Consider the following 18,221-nt stretch of genomic DNA (forward strand, 5'->3'; position numbering starts at 1 on the left):
CACTCAATCTTTAGTGAGTGTTTTTTTGCTTGGTTAATAATTTCTTGCGTTTGTTGATCGCTTCTAATTGTTTTTGAACCCGGTCTTGTACAGGATCAAAAGCAGAACTTTCCTCTGATTTTTTACTTAAAGACTGTGCTAAAGAGCTGATAGTTGGGTTTTGAAACAGTTCTACGATGGATAAATCCCGGTTAAAAACATCTTGCAGTTTGTTATTAACCTGAATCATTAATAATGAATGACCACCGAGGTCAAAGAAATTATCGTGGATGCCTACTTTTTCTAAATGCAGCACCGATTGCCAAACCGTGGCGATCGCTCGTTCTACCTCAGAACGAGGAGCCTGATAAACCTCTTGCAAATCCGGACGATGACTCTCTGGTGCAGGTAGCCCCCGACGGTCTACCTTCCCGTTTGATGTCAGCGGTAGTGCCTCTAGCAGCACAAAGCTGGCGGGTATCATATAGTCAGGCAACCTTGCTTGGAGAAACTGGCGCAACTCGCTAATATTGGGCATTTGTTTGGGGTTGGGGACAACATAAGCCACCAAATGCAAAACACCAGGGATATCCTCCCGTGCCATCACCACAACGTCTTGCACTGCGGGATGCTGTCCCAACACCGCCTCAATCTCTCCCAACTCGATACGGAAGCCCCGAATCTTAACTTGCTGGTCGATTCGCCCTAAGTACTCTAAATCACCATTGGGCAGATAGCGTACCAAATCACCGGACTTATACAATCGCGCATCCACCTTGTCATCAAAGGGATTGCGAATAAACCGTTCGGTCGTTAATTCTGGGCGATTGAGATAGCCACAAGCCAAACCAGCGCCACCAATGTACAGTTCACCGGGAACCCCAATCGGCACAGGTTGATGATGCCGATCCAGCACATATACCTGTAAATCTGGAATGGGGCGACCGATAACACTGCTCATCCCGCTCAGATCGCTCATTGTTAGTGGGCGATAGGTTACATGCACGGTTGTTTCTGTAATGCCGTACATATTGACTAACTGAGGAACCTGGTCACCATGTCGCTCAAACCAAGGTTTTAAGCTTTGCACCTCCAATGCTTCTCCACCAAAAATGACTAGGCGAAGGCTCAGATCTGAGTTAACTCCTATCTCTTCAGCCCGAATCAGTTGGCGGAAAGCTGAAGGAGTTTGGTTAAGAACCGTTACCTGTTCTTTGCACAACAACTCGTAGAACGACTCAGGGGATCGACTAATCCAGTAAGGCACCACCACCAGTCGCCCACCATAGAGAAGAGCACCCCAGATTTCCCAAACGGAGAAGTCAAAGGCATAGGAATGGAAGAGTGTCCAAACATCCTGCTCGTTAAAGTGATACCAGGGCTGAGTAGCGGCAAACAGACGGACAACATTGGCATGGCTTACTAAAACGCCTTTTGGTTGACCCGTGGAGCCAGAGGTATAAATGACGTAGGCTAGGCTGGAAGGATTTTGGCTTTCGACTCCCTCCTGTGATTCCCCTTCCTCATACTCCCCCCTATCCCCCAAGGAGAAACGCTTTTCCTCATACTCCCCCCTTGCCAAGGGGGGTTGGGGGGGTGAATTTGAGCTATCACTATGAACTCGTATCGATTCCCAATCTGTATCTAAACAAACGACCTTAGCTGCGTGTTCGGGAAGTGTTTCTAAAAGCCGTTTTTGAGTCAACAGCACTGGTACTTGCCTATCTGACAACATGAAAGCCAGCCGATCTTTCGGATAGGCGGGGTCTAACGGCACATAAGCGCCTCCAGCTTTGAGAATGCCGAGTATCCCAACGACCATCTCCAAGGAGCGCTCTAAACACAAACCTACTAATACGTCTGGTTTCACGCCTAACTGTTTCAGGTAGTGTGCTAGCTGATTTGCTCGGTTGTTTAACTCTCGGTAAGTGAGTTGCTGGTTCTCAAAAACGAGAGCGATCGCATCTGGTGTCCGTTCTACCTGTGCCTCAAAGAGCTGATGAATGCACAAATCTGCCGGATACTCCGCCTCTGTATCATTCCAAGCAACCAGCAGTTGATGTCGCTCCGATGCCGTCAACAGTGGCAAGTCCGAGAGGCGTTGGTTGGGATTAGAGACAATGCCTAAGAGCAAGTTCTGAAAATGCCCCAACATTCGCGCGATCGTTGCCGCCTCAAACAAGTCGGTATTGTACTCAAATGAGGCAATTAATCCTTGCTCTGTAATGTCAACAAACAGGCTTAAATCAAACTGCGCCGTCAATGTTTCTACGTTTACCAGGCTCAACGCCAATCCAGGAATCTCCTCCAACTGCGGAGACTTCCGAAGCGCGAATGACACCTGAAAAAGTGGCGTATAGCTGGCATCCCTTACAGGTCGCAGTGCCTCTACCAGTTGGTCGAAGGGTAAATCCTGATGGGTATAGGCTCCTAAAGCCACCTGACGCACTCGACTGAGGAGTTCTCGAAAACTGGGATTGTCTCCTAAGTCGGTTCGCAGCACTAGGGTATTGACAAAAAAGCCAATTAGTGAGTTGAGTTCGCTACGGTTGCGGTTGGCAATGGGTGAGCCTACAGGAATATCGTCTTGTCCTGTATAGCGGTAGAGGAACGTCTGAAATGCTGCCAGGAGTACCATGAATGGCGTGACACCCTCTTGACGTGAGAGTGTGGCGATCGCATCCGTTAGAGATTTGGGTAATTCCAGCGATTGACGCGCCCCCCGATAGGTCTGAACGGCAGGTCTTGGGCGGTCAGTAGGCAGTTGTAATGAAGGAACACCGTTGAGTTGTTGTTTCCAGTAGGAAAGCTGAGTTTCCAGCAACTCTCCCTGAAGCCATTGCCGCTGCCAATAGGCAAAGTCAGTATACTGAACAGGCAGATCCGGTAGAGGTAAGGGACTGCTAGCTAAGAATGCCTTGTACAGGATTGCCATCTCACGGATGAACACCTCAACCGACCATTCATCACCGATAATGTGGTGCAAGGTCAGTAGCAGGACGTGTTCCTGTTCACCCAAGCGCAGCAGTTTGACACGCCATAACGGTTCCCTCGTCAGGTCGAAAGGCTGTTGGGCTTCCTCCGTTGCAAGGCGCTGTACTTCGGACTTGTGCCAATATTGTTCGCTTAACCTCTCCCCCAACCCCTCTCCTGCAAGGAGAGGGGAGAAATGCTCCCCACAGTATCGGGACTCACGCTCCAATTCCAGAAGTTGCTGACAATCCACTACCTGTAAAGCCAGCGTCACACAAGGAGCGATCGCCTGAACGGGTTGACCTTCTGCAATGCTGAAGCTAGTCCGCAATGCTTCGTGTCGCCGCACAATTTCGTTAAGGCTGCGCTCCAGCACCGTCACATCCAGCGAACCCTTGAGGTGAATTCCCACGGAAATGTTATAGGCGGGGTTGCCTTTCTCCAACTGGTCGATGAACCACAATCGTTGCTGGGCGAAAGAAAGGGGATGAACGTCAGAGGTGTTCTGAACTCGGTCGATGGATACTGATACAGGCTTCCAATCCGCCGATGTTACTTGGTTGAGTACTTGTGTTGTCAGTTGAGCAATGCTAATACCTTCAAAGAAATCAGCGATCGCTACCTCAACCCCAAAGTCAGCCTCAATGCGATTTTTTAGCTCGAAGACCATTAAGGAATCAAGACCAAAGCGGCTTAAAGGTGACTTGCCATCTATTGCGGACGGCGTTGCTCTCAGTACCTGCGCTACTTGCTCTTGAAGATAAGACTCTAAAAGCTGTTGGCGTTCTTCTGGTTCTACTACCAGTAAGGTTTCGCGGGTGAGGTTCCTCTCGTTGTTTACAACAATAGAGGTATCTAGAATACTGCTACCAATTACATCCAGTTCGCCTGCTAAAAACTTAGCTCGACAAGCACGACGTTGAATCTTACCACTAGAGGTTTTGGGAATACTCCCAGGCTTAATTAAAACCACCCCATAAACTTGCACCTCATGTTCTTCAGACACTGTCTGACGAATGGCGGCGATGACTTCCTCAACATCCGGTTTGGCGCGAAACTCCAACTCTTGCACCACCACCAGCCGTTCTTCACCCTCAACCTCTACGGAAAAGGCGGCGCTACTGCCCAATCGCAATGCTGAATGGCTACGTTCTGAGGTCAGTTCAATATCCTGCGGGTAAAGGTTACGACCACGAATAATAATTAAATCCTTAACTCGACCCGTGACGAACAGTTCCCCATCCTGCAAAAAGCCTAAGTCTCCAGTTCGCAAAAAAGGCTTTTTCTCCGCAGTTGTATCCGTATCTAATGGGTAAGCTTGAAACGTCTGCTCTGTCTCTTCAGGACGATGCCAATATCCTTGCCCCACACTCGAACCGGATACCCAGATTTCACCCACCTCATCAGGTTGGCAACGGGTTAATGTTTCGGGATCAGCAATAACAATTTGCTGCTCTGGTATGCTTTTGCCACAGCTAACAAAGGTGCAAACATCTTCGTTATCAGCATCAGCCGCAATAATCTGATGGCGTTCTAGAGCATCTACTCGGACAGTTTTGATAGTCGGCGGAGCGCTTTTGAGACTGCCGGAAACCATCAAGGTTGCCTCTGCCATCCCGTAACAAGGGTAGAAGGCTGACGGACGGAAACCGCAATCTGCAAATTTTGCCCAAAATCGCTCCAGAGTATCCTGCCGAATCGGTTCCGCACCGTTAAAAGCGACGTCCCAACTGCTTAAGTCCAGCGTCTGGAGTTGCTCTGGTGTAATTTTATGAATGCACAGTTCATAAGCAAAATTGGGAGCGCCGCTTGTCGTGCCTTTGTACTGGGAAATCGCCTGCAACCAGCGGTAAGGACGCTGGAGAAATGCGGCTGGAGGCATGAAGATGCAAGGGAAACCCCCATACAGCGGTTGCAGTATGCCGCCGATGAGTCCCATGTCATGGTACGCGGGCAGCCACGAAATAAATTTACTGCTGGGTGAATGTTCCATGATGCAGTAAGTCATGGCGGCGTTGTGGAGCAAATTGCCGTGACTCAGCATTACCCCTTTGGGCGTTCCTGTAGATCCGGAAGTGTATTGCAGAAACGCTAATGTATCTTTTTTTATAAAGGGCTGTTGCCAGTTCTCTTCTATCCCACTCGCTAGGTTATCGGTAGTCAGCCACTGCAAATTCCCCAAGTCAGCTTTTTCAGTCAGGAGGGATTGCACCTTGGAGTGAACTGCTGTTGTTGTGAGGGCGATCGCTGCCTGTGCATCTTTGGCGATCGCTTGGATTCTGGGCGTGTTGCGTTGGTTGCGCGGTGGATAAGCTGGAACCGCGACGACTCCAGCATACAAACACCCGAAAAACGCCGCCAGATAATCCAGTCCTGGGGGATAAAGCAACAATGCACGTTCGCCACTTAAACCTAAAGCCTGAAGTTGAGAGGCGATCGCGCGACTGCGCCGATCCAATTCTCGATAGGTGAGTTGTTCGCCTTCTATTTCTCCATCCGGCAAAAAGGTAAAAGCCAGTTGTTCGGGCTGCTGTAAAGTCCTTTGGCGTAAAAGATCCACCCAAGTCGAATAGAGGAGGCTTTCTGGAAACGCATTAAAAGATTGAGGCATATTATTCGGACTCGATTCGATGCGAACCTGACGTTTTGAATCTGGCGAGTTTAGTTAAACCCAATTCCGTCAAAGCGTTTGCTGTTTTTTACAGCCTTATTGATATCTATTTTCGATTAGACTTCGCTAACATATAGCAAATCCTTGAATTTCGTCAAGGATTTATCCAAAGTTTTATTGGCTATACTTTCAATTACGATCGAGTCGTTGCCGCTAAAAGCTAGCATTGGCAAAGCCTTTGCCCTCTAAAAACTTGCTCCACAGATGAGAGTTCTCAACAACGAGGGAATTTACTCTAAAATTTTTTAGCTTTCTCTCTTGACCTTAGTGATACTGACGTTTTATTCTTAGCGGGTGCTATTGAGAATAATTACTAAATTTCGTGGAGCGCAATCGATAGCCTGATTGCCTCTACTGTGGGTGAGGAAAAAAGATGGAACGAAAGCAACTACTCTTGCGCCTGTTACTTGCAGGTTCAGGGGGTGTTTTGGCAGGGCTGCTCATTTTGACTGAGGTTGTACAAGCGCTGGGTGTGCAGCGTCATGACTTCAGCACAAACCTTGAGATGACTTTAGAAAGAGATGATGCCGCATCTGAAGGGTTGGCGGTGAGTGAGGTGAAGAAATGAAACTGCATCTACCATTTTTAATTGTTGCCCTGCTCAGTATTGGCATACCGCCAGCAGTAGCAACGCCTAGGAGCGTTTCCGTCAACCCAGTCTCAGCGACAGCATTACCAGATGGGGAGATGGGAAGAGGGGGAAATGAACCTGTGAAGAGAAGTTCTCCTCAGGCTTCCAGTTCGCAATCCCCCATTACGGCAATTCCTCATCTTAGTGAGATAGAATTTCCCCTTACCCGTGCTGAGGGGCTATGGCAGTCACAATCAGCCAATTCATTACAAGTTGCTCAGAGCGAGTCCGGTGTTCTACAAGTAACGGGTGTACAGGTTAACCCCACAGACATCGGCTTTGAAGTCATTTTAGAAACCCCAGATGGAGAACTTCTGGACGCCGAAACTCGGAGTGAGGGCAATACCTTAATCGTTGATATCCCCAATGCGGCGCTAGTGCTTGTAGAGGGTGACGAGTTTCGTGAAGACAACCCAGCAGAAGGAATTAGTTCCGTTGTTGTGACTCAGCTCGATGGGAATAATATCCAAGTCGCTGTGACTGGAGAAACGGGAACGCCGACGGTGGAGGTGGTTCCGAGTCAGAGCGGTTTAGCTCTAAGTTTGGCTCCAGCGCTCTTAGATGGGGAAGAGGTTATCGAGGAAGAGGTTATCGGGGAAGACACAGAAGAAATTGAAGAAGTTGAACTTGTGGTAACGGCTACGCGCACAGCACAAGAGCTACCTGAGGTGCCGCGCTCGGTGACGGTGATTACCCGCGAGGACATCGAGGGACAAAGTAGCGTCACCAGGGACGTACAAGACATTCTGGCTCAAACGGTTCCTGGCTATGGCCCCCCCACTCAGAGGGCTTTCGGCGATACGACGGCTTCTTTGCGGGGTCGTGCTCCCCTGGTTTTGATTGACGGCGTCCCTCAGAACACGAATTCTGGTAATGCGGGGAGACAGCTAAGAACCATTGACCCCGCTTCTATTGAGCGGATTGAGGTGGTGCGTGGCCCCTCCGCTCTCTACGGTCAAGGAGCAACTGGCGGTGTGATCAACATCATTACACGCCGACCTGATGAGCAAAGGCTGACGACTACGGCAGAAGTCGGTGTAACGGCTGCATTAGGAAAGTTGCAAGGTGAAAGTTTTGGTAACTACCAAGAGTATGGACTTTCGCTCAATGAAGGCGATGTTGACTTGGTTTTTAATTTATCGCGGGAGGATACGGGAGCAACGTTTGATGCTGAAGGCGATCGCCTTGCCATCGTTCAGGGAATAGATGAAAGTGAAACCTTTAATATCCTGGGCAAACTGGGGTGGGACATTAGCGAGCAACAACGCCTGCAACTAAGTGCCAATTTCTACCGTAGCGAACGCAACACCAATGCGATCTCAGATCCGATCGTTGACGACATTCCTGGCATCCAAAAACCCCGCGCCATCGTCTTTGAAGAGGGGATCGACTTTATTGGTGTCTCCCCGCAAAGCGATCGCAATACTGTCCTCAATCTCGATTACACCAACGAGAATGTCTTCGGCAGTCAGCTTGGCTTGCAAACCTACTACCGAGATAACGTAGTTCGGACTGACGTCCGCGATCGACGAAACCGCGATCAGGAGATTACTCAAGGGATTGATGAAGCGGAAAATTGGGGAGCCAGGTTGCAAATTGAGACCCCCTTTAACTCAGAGGAAACAATCAGTCTGCTTTGGGGAGTTGACTACGCCAACGAGAATAACTCTTTGCTCCGAAATCTTTTCGATCCTGAATCCTTCGATGCCAGTGGGGGGCGAGTATACCGCAAAATCGGAGAGGTGACAGTTGTTCCTCCCTATGACGTTAAAAACCTAGGTTTGTTTGCCCAACTGCAATGGGAGGTGAGCGATCGCTTGTCTCTCAGTAGCGGAACTCGTTACGACCGCTTTGATATTACCGTTCCTAGCTACACCACTCTTTTTGGTGACCAAGCTGAAGGCGGTAAACGCAACTTTGATGATATTGTCTTCAATCTCGGTGCTGTCTATGAAGTCACTGATGAAGTGAGCTTGTATACCAACTATGCTCAGGGCTTTTCAGTGCCTAATCTGGTCGATGTTCTGTTTGCTCCATCTGCCGGATTCAACTTTGAAACCAGTGTGGGAGATCTGCAACCGCAACAGGTTAACAGTTACGAAATCGGGGTACGCGGCAACTGGTCTCAGGTGCAGGTGTCTTTAGCTGGTTTCTACAACCAATCTGATTTGGGTTCAGCCATCGTCCCCACCGATGATTTCTTTGACTTCGTCCGCGCTCCAGAGCGAATTTACGGCATAGAAACAACCCTTGATTGGCAAGCAGGTGGGGGCTTTTCCCTCGGTGGTACCTTGGGTTGGTCATCAGGGAAAGTCGATCTTCCGGATGATGATCAAGGGTTCTTAGCGTTGGGAAGCGATCGCATCCAACCCTTGAAGCTGACGGCTTATGTGGAGCATCAAACGACTCCAGGTTGGCGAAATCGCATCCAGGCTTTGTTAGTGGGTAGTCGCGATCGCGGTTTTGAGGACGGACTCGATCTTGCCCCCATCGAAAGCTACCTAGTTGTAGACTACATCGGCAGCATTCAGCTTGGCCCTGGGGCGCTGCAAATCGGCATCCGGAATCTGCTCAACAACCAGTATTTCCAAGCCTACGACCAATCACTACGGAGTGACGGCTTGGAGAGTTTTGTCAGTCCAGCCAGTGGCAGAACCATCAGTGTCGGCTACCGTGTGAGTTGGTGATTCAATGATCAAGATGGTTTACCGAAAGTCTTTAATCCGTCACAGGAAGAAGTGGAGCCACGCTATCCAAATTTGTCTACTGGCGCTGTTGAGCTTTGGACTAGTTTGTGCTTGCAGTGGTAGTTTACCTCAAGATTCTGCTGCTCCTGGCTCACCGTTATCTGAGTCGGTGCAGGTTGTATCTCCTGCAAAGACAGCAAGTGAACCAGACTCCCCCTGCCGAATGGTCAAGCACGCTCTGGGTGAAACCTGCGTTCCCGCTCACCCCCAGCGAGTTGTGGCGCTAGTTAGCAGTGCAGTCGTCGATCTTTTATCTTTGGGTGTTCAGCCTGTTGGTGCCGTATCAAATGTGCCCTCATTCGTACTCGACCAACTTAAGGATGTGGAAATTCTCGGCTACAGCGAACAAGTAAACCTTGAGACGATTCTGCTTTTGAAACCTGACCTAATTCTGGCTCAAAAATGGAACGCCCAGCCAGTTTACGACAAGCTCTCGAAAATTGCGCCTACGGTTGTTAGCGATTACCGCATTGGTGAATGGAAACAATCGTTTGCGCTACATGCCGAGGCGCTAGGGATGACTGATAAAGCAAATCAATTGATGGCTGAATATGACCAGCGTATAGAACGCTTCCAAGCTCAGATGGGAGATCAACTGAAGCAAACCGACGTTTCACTGATCGGTGTTTATCCGGAGGGCATTTTTATCTACTTCCAGAATTCCTTTGGCGGCACAATTTTGCAAGACATCGGTTTACCTCGCCCACCTGTTCAAATTCGGGAAAAGAGCAGACGGATTGGGGAGCGTATTAGCAAGGAACTGATGCCCTATGCCGATGGGGATGTCATATTCGCGTGGAGTTACAGTGATACTCTAAAAACCCTGGGAGCAGCACAAGAGAAGCTAGATCGGCTCAAGTCTGATCCCCTGTGGTTGAAGTTGAACGCCGTTGAGCAAGACAGGGTTTATCAGGTGGGAGACCATTGGACTATTGGTAGCCCCCTGACAGCTAACCTCGTCCTCGACGATCTGTTTAAGTACCTGATCGAGGAACGGAAATTGTCGAGCCAGACGCAATGAGGATAGTAAAGCAGCTTGCTAGTATGCGTACCTTTTTGATCATCTGGAGTGGTCAGACTGCCTCCCTCGTCGGCAGCTATATGACTACCTTTGCCCTGACCCTCTGGGCTTGGGAACTCACAGGACAAGCCACCGCCTTAGCCTTGGTTTATTTCTTCAACCGTCTATCAAGCGTTTTGATTTCCCCCGTGGCTGGGATCATTGTCGATCGCTGGAACCGTAAATTACTGCTGGTCGCCAGTGATGCGGTAGCGGGTCTTTCTACACTGATCATCCTTTTGCTCTATCTGACTAACAACCTGCAAATTTGGCATATCTATATCACTAGCACCCTCAACGGTGCGTTTGGTTGCTTGCAGTTGCTCACCTACTCTGCCTCAGTCTCGCTGCTAGTTCCCAAGGAGCAATATGGGCGCGTCAGTAGCTTAGATTTTCTATCAAGTTACGGTGCTGATATTATTGCCCCGGCTTTGGCAGCGTCGTTCTACTATGTCATTGGTCTGAGGGGAATTCTGTGCATTGACTTGATGACGTTTGCGATCGCTGTTACCACACTACTCCTCGTACCCATTCCCCAACCTCCCCTCACGGCGACAGAACTGCAACCCCAAAAGAATATTTGGCAAGAACTATTCTTCGGCTTCCGCTACATCTTGGGGCGTCCTAGCCTGATGGCACTGGTTGTAGTGATGTCGTTGTTCCAGCTAGCTCATGACTTTGGCGCGGCTGTCTATTCACCACTAGTTCTTGTCCGCTCCGATAACAATGCCAGCGCTTTAGCAAGCGTGTCGATGGCAGCAGGCGTCGGGGGTGTGTTCGGAGCATCGCTCATGAGTACCTGGGGTGGGCCCAAGCGCCGCATGGACGGTGTGCTCATGAGCATGGTGGGGGCGGGTTTGAGCAAAACCGTATTTGGACTGGGTCAGAACCTGTCGGTTTGGGTTCCCGCTCAATTCTGTTCATCGTTTAATTTCCCCTTTCTCGGCAGTTGCTCTCAAGCTATTTTGATGAGCAAGGTAAAACCTGACTTGCAGGGGCGAGTGTTTGCTGCCAATTCCATGAGCGTGATGGTGACTTCACCCATCGGCTACTTGCTCGGAGCACCTCTGGCGGATTACATCCTCGAACCCGCCATGAAACCGGGAGGCAGTCTCGCCCCTGTGTTTGGCGGGATATTCGGCACAGGGGCAGGTGCAGGGATGGCACTCCTGTATGTGTCCTGTGCTATCTGCATGTTGCTCATTGGCTTGGCAGGATATGCTTTCCCAATATTGCGTAATGTCGAGAAGGTAATGCCTGATCACGATATAGCGATTAGCTAGTACAGGCATTTTGCCTGATTAATCTCTACACGCAGGTAATACCAACTTTAATTAGTGTTGGCGACATCTTCGATCCCCCCTAGCCTCCCTTAACAAGGGTACTCAGTAGACCTCTTGCAAAAATGTACCAGACCCCTCCCCAACCCTCCCCTTAGTAAGGGGAGGGGGCAAGATTTCAAGTCTCCCCCCTTACTAAGGGGGGTCTATTCGACTTATGCAAGAGGTCTAGTATGATCAAGTCCTTTTTTGTGTCCTTTGCGGAGCAGATAGTTGAGTGGCAATGGAAAATTTCGGACAGGCAAAGTTCAAGTGGCTAAAGCGCATCTTAGAGCTTTAGTTTGATTATTATTGCAATTTAGTTACAATACGTCTTCTGGAAATGCGATCGCGGTTTCCTATGATTAGAGATAAATTGCGATCGCGATCGCCAAAAAAAAATAGGCTTTATGAAGAAACTGATCAAAGGTCTGCGCCAGTTCCAAAGCGGCTACTTCAGCACGCACCATGAGTTGTTTGAGCAACTCGCTCACGGTCAGAAACCGAGAGTGCTATTTATCACCTGCTCAGATTCGCGTATCGACCCGAATTTGATTACTCAAGCTGGTGTCGGCGAACTATTTATTATTCGCAATATTGGTAACATGATTCCGCCCTTTGGCGCAACCAATGGTGGCGAAGGCGCAGCGGTTGAATACGCCGTTCATGCTTTAGGTATCGAGCAAATTGTTGTCTGCGGTCATTCCCACTGCGGCGCAATGAAGGGACTGTTGAAATTGGACAAATTAGCTGAAGAAATGCCGCTAGTTTACGAATGGTTAAAGCACGCAGAAGCAACTCGGCGGCTGGTTAAAGATAACTACACAAGCCTCGCTGGGGAAGAACTTCTGGACGCCACCATTGCTGAGAACGTGCTAACCCAAATCGAAAATCTGCGGACTTATCCAGTAATTCGCTCCAAACTTCACCGAAAACAGCTATCTCTCCACGCCTGGGTCTATCAGATTGAATCAGGTCAGGTTTTGGAGTACGATCCTGTTCTTCACGAGTTCGCGGCACCCTACAGTGAACTTCGCTCCTATGACGATCAGCCTGTAGTATCTAACACTGAGCGAATTCCATCCATGCGGATATCTTCTGAGCAGGCAGAAAGAATTTACAGGGGTTCTACCGCGCGATGAAGGTGCGGGTTATAAACCTTTTATCTGCTGGTATCTACAATTTCAATTATTAGGAACCAGCAGCCGCCGCTCCTCTATTGCTCTAGCCATGATTTGCGATCGCGACCCTTGGTCTCATACTTAATATCTTCTTTAGCGGTATCTATCAAGCTTTCAAATACGCTAGTCATTGCCTCAGATGTAGATTGCTTGGCGTTCGTAATTACATCAGGTTTAAATGATCCATTGTTGATAAAAATGTCAGTGGCACCAGGAGGCGGAAAACTATCCAAATCTTGTACTACAGACTTTGTTAGATTTTGATGTATGTAAAAATTTATGTTTTCTGTAGTATCAAAACAAACGGGTTTTAAAACGCGACCGCTCCGGATGCTGCTGCTGTTTACTCTCGTCTTTACCTTACTGACAGGCATCCACAGCCTCGCCGCTGAGTCGAAGAAAACTGAAATTCTTTGGGATACCTATGGGGTGCCTCATATTTATAGCCAGAATGCAAAGGAGCTGTTCCACGCCTTTGGGTGGGCACAGATGCAAAGTCACGGCAACCTGATTCTGCGTCTCTACGGACAGGCTCGCGGACAAGCAGCAGAATACTGGGGCGAAGATTACTTAGAGTCAGATCAGTGGGTGCAAACCCTGGGCGTTCCCGATCGCGCTCGTCAATGGTACAAGATGCAAACCCCAACCTTTCGCCGCTACCTAGATGCCTTCGCCGACGGGATTAACGCTTATGTCAAAGAACACGGCGAGCTGATTGATGATGAAGTTGAGACTGTGCTGCCAGTGAGTGCAGTGGATGTCCTGGCTCACCTCCAGCGTGTGCTTCATTTCACCTTTGTAGTCAATCCCGATCACATAGAAGACATTAGCGAAGAGCCGGACTCTGCTAGTGCGGCGTCTGGGCAAAAAATGGGTTCTAACGGTTGGGCGATCGCCCCTTCCCGTTCTGCCAGTGGAAACGCGATGCTGTTGGCAAACCCACACCTGCTGTGGTCAGATTTATTCCTCTGGTATGAAGCTCAACTGACTGCCCCAGGTATCGATGCTTACGGAGCCTCACTTGTCGGTATCCCTGTCTTGAGTATTGCATTCAACGATTACCAAGGCTGGACTCACACGGTAAACACCCATGATGGGTGGGACGCCTATGAACTGACCCTCGCCAATGAGGGCTACCAGTTTGATGGTAAAGTTCGAGCCTTTGAGACAGAAGAACGAACCCTGAAAGTTAGGCAGGCTGACGGTACTCTGCGTCAAGAACCATTAATAGTGCGACGCTCTGTTCATGGGCCAATTGTCACCCAGAAAGACGGCAAAGCCATTGCCTTACGGGTCGTCGGACTTGACCAGCCTGGGGCATTAGAGGAATGGTGGGATATGGCGCGTGCCAAGAACCTAGGTGAGTTTGAAGCCGCTCTCAAACGCTTGCAGATTCCGATGTTCACTGTGATCTATGCAGATCGAGACGGTCACATCCTGCATCTGTTCAATGGTCAAGTACCCGTCCGAACTCAAGGCGATTTTGAATCTTGGTCGAGGATTATTCCTGGCGACACATCGGCGACGTTGTGGACAAAACTTCACCCCTACCGCGATCTACCCCGCGTACTCGATCCAGCAAGCGGCTGGCTACAAAATGCCAACGATCCACCCTGGACAACAACCTTTCCACCCGCCATCAATGCGGATAACTATCCACCCTACATGGCACCACAGGGTTTCATGTCGTTCCGGGCGCAGCGCTCTGCCCGTATGCTTGCTGAAGATGAACGCATCTCTTTTGAGGAAATGGTGGAGTACAAGCACTCGACACGCATGGAACTCGCCGATCGCTTACTCGATGATCTGATTGCGGCTGCACGACAAGAAGGGGGAGAACTGGCGCGTCGGGCGGCTGATGTCCTCAGTGATTGGGATCGTCAGGCGGATGCAGATAGCCGGGGTGCAGTCCTTTTTGCCTTCTGGGAGCAAGCGGTAGATTCCTCTACCTTGTTTGCTGTTCCCTGGAATGAGAATTCTCCCTTCTCGACACCGAATGGTCTTGCCGATCCGCCTAGTGCTGTGGCAGCCTTGGAAGCTGCTGCTACTAAGGTCGAGGCGGACTATGGAGCGCTGGATGTGCCGTGGGGGGAGGTTTTCCGGTTGCGGGTTGGCGATGCAGATTTGCCTGCCAATGGGGGTGCCGATGACCTGGGTATTTTCCGAGCGCTGTGGTTTGTGCCATCAGAAGACAAGCAGTTTGAGGCTATTGGTGGAGAGTCTTATGTTGCGGCGATTGAGTTTTCTAATCCAGTCCGGGCGATGGCGCTGACGAGTTACGGTAATGCAACTCAACCGGGAGCGCTCAATAAAGGCGAACAGTTGCAGCTATTTGCCAACAAACAGTTACGACCTGTTTGGCGATCGCGTCAGGAAATAGAAGAGAATCTGGCTGGGCGTAAGGTGTTCTGAGTTAGGCTCGTGGATCAATCAAAGTTTACATGGCAACACAAAGTTTGATTGATTCCCGTCTACTTGCTTGCACCACCACCTCTGGCATCTGGGAGTCGATTGCTATAGTTGACAAGAACTCGCCCTACACTCAACCTGCAAGCGATCGCCCCAATGACTCAGCAAGATACAGCAATAGGCTTGGGGTTACACAATGTAGCAACATAGCTGCTTACATCTCCACAGGCTTAAATACCTAAAACAAGTCTCGCCGCAAATCGGACGCCAAAATTTGCCAAACCGGAGACAAAGGAAAAAAGCCAGAGTGGTATGCTACTGACTTACGCTAAAGGTGGTGTTGCTGCCCCCTTTTATTGAGCGCTTGCTGGTCAGTATTTATGAGCGATCGCGTATTCAAACTCCTCTTGATTGACGATGACCCCATCTTCCGGCTCGGTCTGCGTACCGCTCTGGACACCTTTCCCGATTTGCAAGTTGTTGCTGAAGCGGATACGGGGACAGCCGCGTTAGAACTCCTCGGTCGTCGGAGCGCTCAAGAAGCCATAGATTTGATAGTTTTAGAGCTGAACCAAAAGCGCTATAACCCCAACGAACTTTCCGGACTGCAACTCTGCCAGCAGCTCAAGTACCGCTACCCTCGCCTCCCCATTCTCCTCCTGACTCCCCAACTCACCCAAGAGCAACGGCTCAATGCCAGAGCGGCAGGAGTGGATGGCTATTGTCCCAAAGGGACAGACATCTCCGAGCTAGTGACGGCGATGCGTCAACTCTGTGATGGACAACCCCACTGGGTAGATCTACCTATCGCCTCAGTGCCGCAAATTAGCTCAGTTCGCCCTCCCAGTTGGCACGGTAGACTTCGCCAATCGGGGTTGCAGCAGATAGAAGACGAGATCATGGGGGTAAATACCCAACTGCAAAAGCCGCAACTATCAACCTTCGATTGGCTATTTTGGAGCGGACGGCGCAGAGAACTGGTAGCCGCTCGTTGGATTGTCAATCAACTCTTACCCACCGATGTCCTTGTCGTCGAACCACCACGCGATACACCAGCGAATCGACCGCGAATTGAACCACCAAGCCGCAGAACGCGAGCCTCGCTGCAAAGCACCCCTAACGAGCAACTCCCACCCGCTGAAGCCCCTGCTATAGAGCCAGTCAGGGCCCAGTTGAGTGTCAACGCTCAGGAACTTGCCCTCTTTGATGTTGTAGCAAGCCAAACCTCCGGCGTCCGCAACCTCACAGACATTCCTTTAGAAATCGACATTCTCCAGGAAGAACGCCAGCGAGACTTGCTTTATATCGTCCTGGAAAAATTTCAGGAAATCCTTGATGACTTGCGCTTTTCCCAAATTAGCCCAGAGCAAGTCCCCTTAATGCGATCGCGTATTTTAATCGATTTGTGGCAGTCATCCCTGACCGACTTTTTTGGCAAATACTACACTTTGCCCTTAAACAGAGGCGATTTTGAAGTAGTTGATGCCTTGCTGCAAGATGCCCCAGTGATCAATGACCAGATCTTAGATAAAATTCCTTTGGTAACTGAGTTATTGTTGCATCGCTTGTTTCAGGCTTCCTTGGTGGTTGATAATGTTTCCTACAAAGCAGAAACACCAGAAGCCAAAGCACGGGCAGAAGTCCTACTCCAAAATCTAATTGTCCAAGTTGCCAATGCCGTTGTGCAGCCGCTTTTGAATAATTTGGCGGACGTAGAAACGATTAAGCAAAGCTTTTTTAATCGGCGTATGCTTTCCTCGCGGGAGATTGCCCGCTTCCGCAATGACTTGTCCTGGAAATATCGCACCGCACAATGGCTTTGGGAGCCAAAATCAATTTTTGAAAGTCGCTATTACTTATTTGTCCTCAGCAGCATCGGGATTAAACAAATCTCAATTTATGCCCCTCGCCGCCAAGAACTGCAAGAACTCCGAGGCTGGCAGCTTGCCGTCACAATAGCACTCGAAGGTAGAGATGCGATCGCTCCCCGTCTGCGAGGTACTGTGGGTTTGCTCGGCAAAGGTACCGTCTATACCCTCACACAAGTACTAGGTAGAGCAATCGGTCTCATCATTCGTGGCGTGATTCAAGGCGTCGGTAGTGCCCTGCAAGACACCCGGTTCGGTAAAAACGGCGAACGAGGCAAGTAGAAACTTGTATGCCTCTCTACCATCCACTAAAATCAGGCGATCGCTAGTAATTCAGACCTGTTGTTTGCTCCCCCTCTTTAAGAGTGACTAAGATTTCTATTCTCCCCTTTTTAAGAGTGACTAAGATTTCTATTCCCCCCTTTTTAAGGGGGGTTAGGGGGGATCTAAATGTAGCCCCTTAAAAGAAAAATAGTATAAGTCAGCACTTCAAACTCTAACTCGTGGAAGAAGTCGCTAACTTTCGTTTGTGTCAACTTGAGCGTAAAACTTACAAGTTCAAGGACAACAGACTTTATGACACTCAATCCTGAAACGCCTCAGCGTAGCAAACTGTTAATCGCCGCTGGTTTCTTGATTGGCGCGGGGATGTTGGGAGGATTTGTTGATGGCATCTTCCTGCACCAAATTTTGCAATGGCATCACATGATCACCAATGTTCAACCCGCCACGAATCTTTCTAGTTTAGAACGCAATACCCTAGATGATGGTCTTTTTAATCTCGGTTCTTGGATCGTAACTCTCACTGGTATCGCTTTGCTGTGGCGTGCGGGGGGACGTAGCCATGTAATTTGGTCGTCGAAGGTTTTTGGCGGTTCTTTACTCCTCGGTGCTGGGTTATTTGATTTAGTTGAGGGGTTGATCAACCACCAAATTTTAGGAATTCACCACGTTAAACCGGGAATAAATCAGTTAGCTTGGGATTTAGGATTTCTTGGTTTTGGGATAACTTTGATTGCAGTCGGCTTGATTATGTTGCGGTTAGGAGAAAAGGAGAGTGCTATTAAAGGGTAGGTAAGGTTAGGGAGTGCGTTTAAGGAAGTTTGGATTGAACCGCAAAGACGCATAGACGCGACAGCGGCTTGCCGAAGGCTAGAGCGCAAAGAGAGGAAATTAAGAGAGGAAGTTTTCTTGGGTTCGGGATTTTTGGTAGTGGTTTGCTAGTCAATAGACTTCTTGCAAAAAGCTCTCTCACCCTTTCCCTTAGTAAGGCTACCGTGTATACATAACTGGTTCTTTCTGATGCAAATTTCGTTCAAACCCCATAAATCCCCCTCGGAGATCCCCCTCCCGTCCCCCTTAAAAAGGGGGAAGCTAGATGTT

11 protein-coding genes are annotated in these 18,221 nt (G+C 49.4%); 9 read left to right on the forward strand and 2 right to left on the reverse strand.

Annotated elements, in window-relative coordinates; genetic code table 11:
- Positions 1-10: 10 nt before the first annotated feature.
- A complete protein-coding gene (locus AC5JR3_RS01825) occupies positions 11-5,563 on the reverse strand; it encodes an amino acid adenylation domain-containing protein (protein ID WP_495842452.1) in 5,553 nt (1,850 codons plus the stop codon).
- A 433-nt stretch (positions 5,564-5,996) separates the two neighbouring features.
- Here AC5JR3_RS01825 and AC5JR3_RS01830 point away from each other — a divergent pair, with 433 nt between their 5' ends.
- The 5 genes from AC5JR3_RS01830 (at position 5,997) to AC5JR3_RS01850 (ending at position 12,522) form a co-directional block, all read left to right on the forward strand.
- A complete protein-coding gene (locus AC5JR3_RS01830) occupies positions 5,997-6,191 on the forward strand; it encodes a hypothetical protein (protein ID WP_495842454.1) in 195 nt (64 codons plus the stop codon).
- Positions 6,188-8,941 carry a TonB-dependent receptor domain-containing protein gene (locus AC5JR3_RS01835; RefSeq protein ID WP_495842455.1) on the forward strand — a complete coding sequence of 918 codons (2,754 nt, stop codon included), beginning with the start codon at positions 6,188-6,190 and terminating at the stop codon, positions 8,939-8,941. The genes AC5JR3_RS01830 and AC5JR3_RS01835 overlap by 4 nt, the downstream gene beginning before the upstream one ends.
- A gap of 13 nt (positions 8,942-8,954) precedes the next feature.
- Positions 8,955-10,022, forward strand: a complete 1,068-nt coding sequence (locus tag AC5JR3_RS01840) for an ABC transporter substrate-binding protein (protein WP_495842457.1) — start codon at positions 8,955-8,957, stop codon at positions 10,020-10,022.
- A gap of 23 nt (positions 10,023-10,045) precedes the next feature.
- Positions 10,046-11,344 carry an MFS transporter gene (locus AC5JR3_RS01845; protein WP_495842459.1) on the forward strand — a complete coding sequence of 433 codons (1,299 nt, stop codon included), beginning with the start codon at positions 10,046-10,048 and terminating at the stop codon, positions 11,342-11,344.
- 446 nt (positions 11,345-11,790) lie between these two features.
- Positions 11,791-12,522 (forward strand): carbonic anhydrase, encoded by a 732-nt coding sequence (locus AC5JR3_RS01850; protein ID WP_495842461.1) that lies wholly within the window; start codon positions 11,791-11,793, stop codon positions 12,520-12,522.
- 74 nt (positions 12,523-12,596) lie between these two features.
- Here the strand turns inward: AC5JR3_RS01850 and AC5JR3_RS01855 are convergent, their stop codons facing one another.
- Entirely contained in the window at positions 12,597-12,794 is a 198-nt protein-coding gene (locus AC5JR3_RS01855; protein ID WP_495842463.1) for a hypothetical protein, read from the reverse strand.
- A gap of 46 nt (positions 12,795-12,840) precedes the next feature.
- On the opposite strand from AC5JR3_RS01855, the gene AC5JR3_RS01860 reads away from it, so the two are divergent.
- The 4 genes from AC5JR3_RS01860 (at position 12,841) to AC5JR3_RS01875 (ending at position 17,912) form a co-directional block, all read left to right on the forward strand.
- A complete protein-coding gene (locus AC5JR3_RS01860) occupies positions 12,841-14,973 on the forward strand; it encodes an acylase (RefSeq protein ID WP_495842465.1) in 2,133 nt (710 codons plus the stop codon).
- Between the two features lie 29 nt (positions 14,974-15,002).
- Positions 15,003-15,212: a hypothetical protein gene (locus AC5JR3_RS01865; RefSeq protein WP_495842467.1), complete on the forward strand. Its 210-nt coding sequence runs from the start codon at positions 15,003-15,005 to the stop codon at positions 15,210-15,212.
- Positions 15,213-15,350: 138 nt separating this feature from the next.
- Positions 15,351-17,120 carry a DUF3685 domain-containing protein gene (locus AC5JR3_RS01870; RefSeq protein ID WP_495842469.1) on the forward strand — a complete coding sequence of 590 codons (1,770 nt, stop codon included), beginning with the start codon at positions 15,351-15,353 and terminating at the stop codon, positions 17,118-17,120.
- Between the two features lie 294 nt (positions 17,121-17,414).
- The gene (locus AC5JR3_RS01875; RefSeq protein ID WP_495842471.1) at positions 17,415-17,912 is read left to right on the forward strand and encodes a DUF2243 domain-containing protein; all 498 of its coding nucleotides are present in this window, start codon (positions 17,415-17,417) and stop codon (positions 17,910-17,912) included.
- Positions 17,913-18,221: the final 309 nt, after the last annotated feature.

Source organism: Kastovskya adunca (assembly GCF_059505785.1).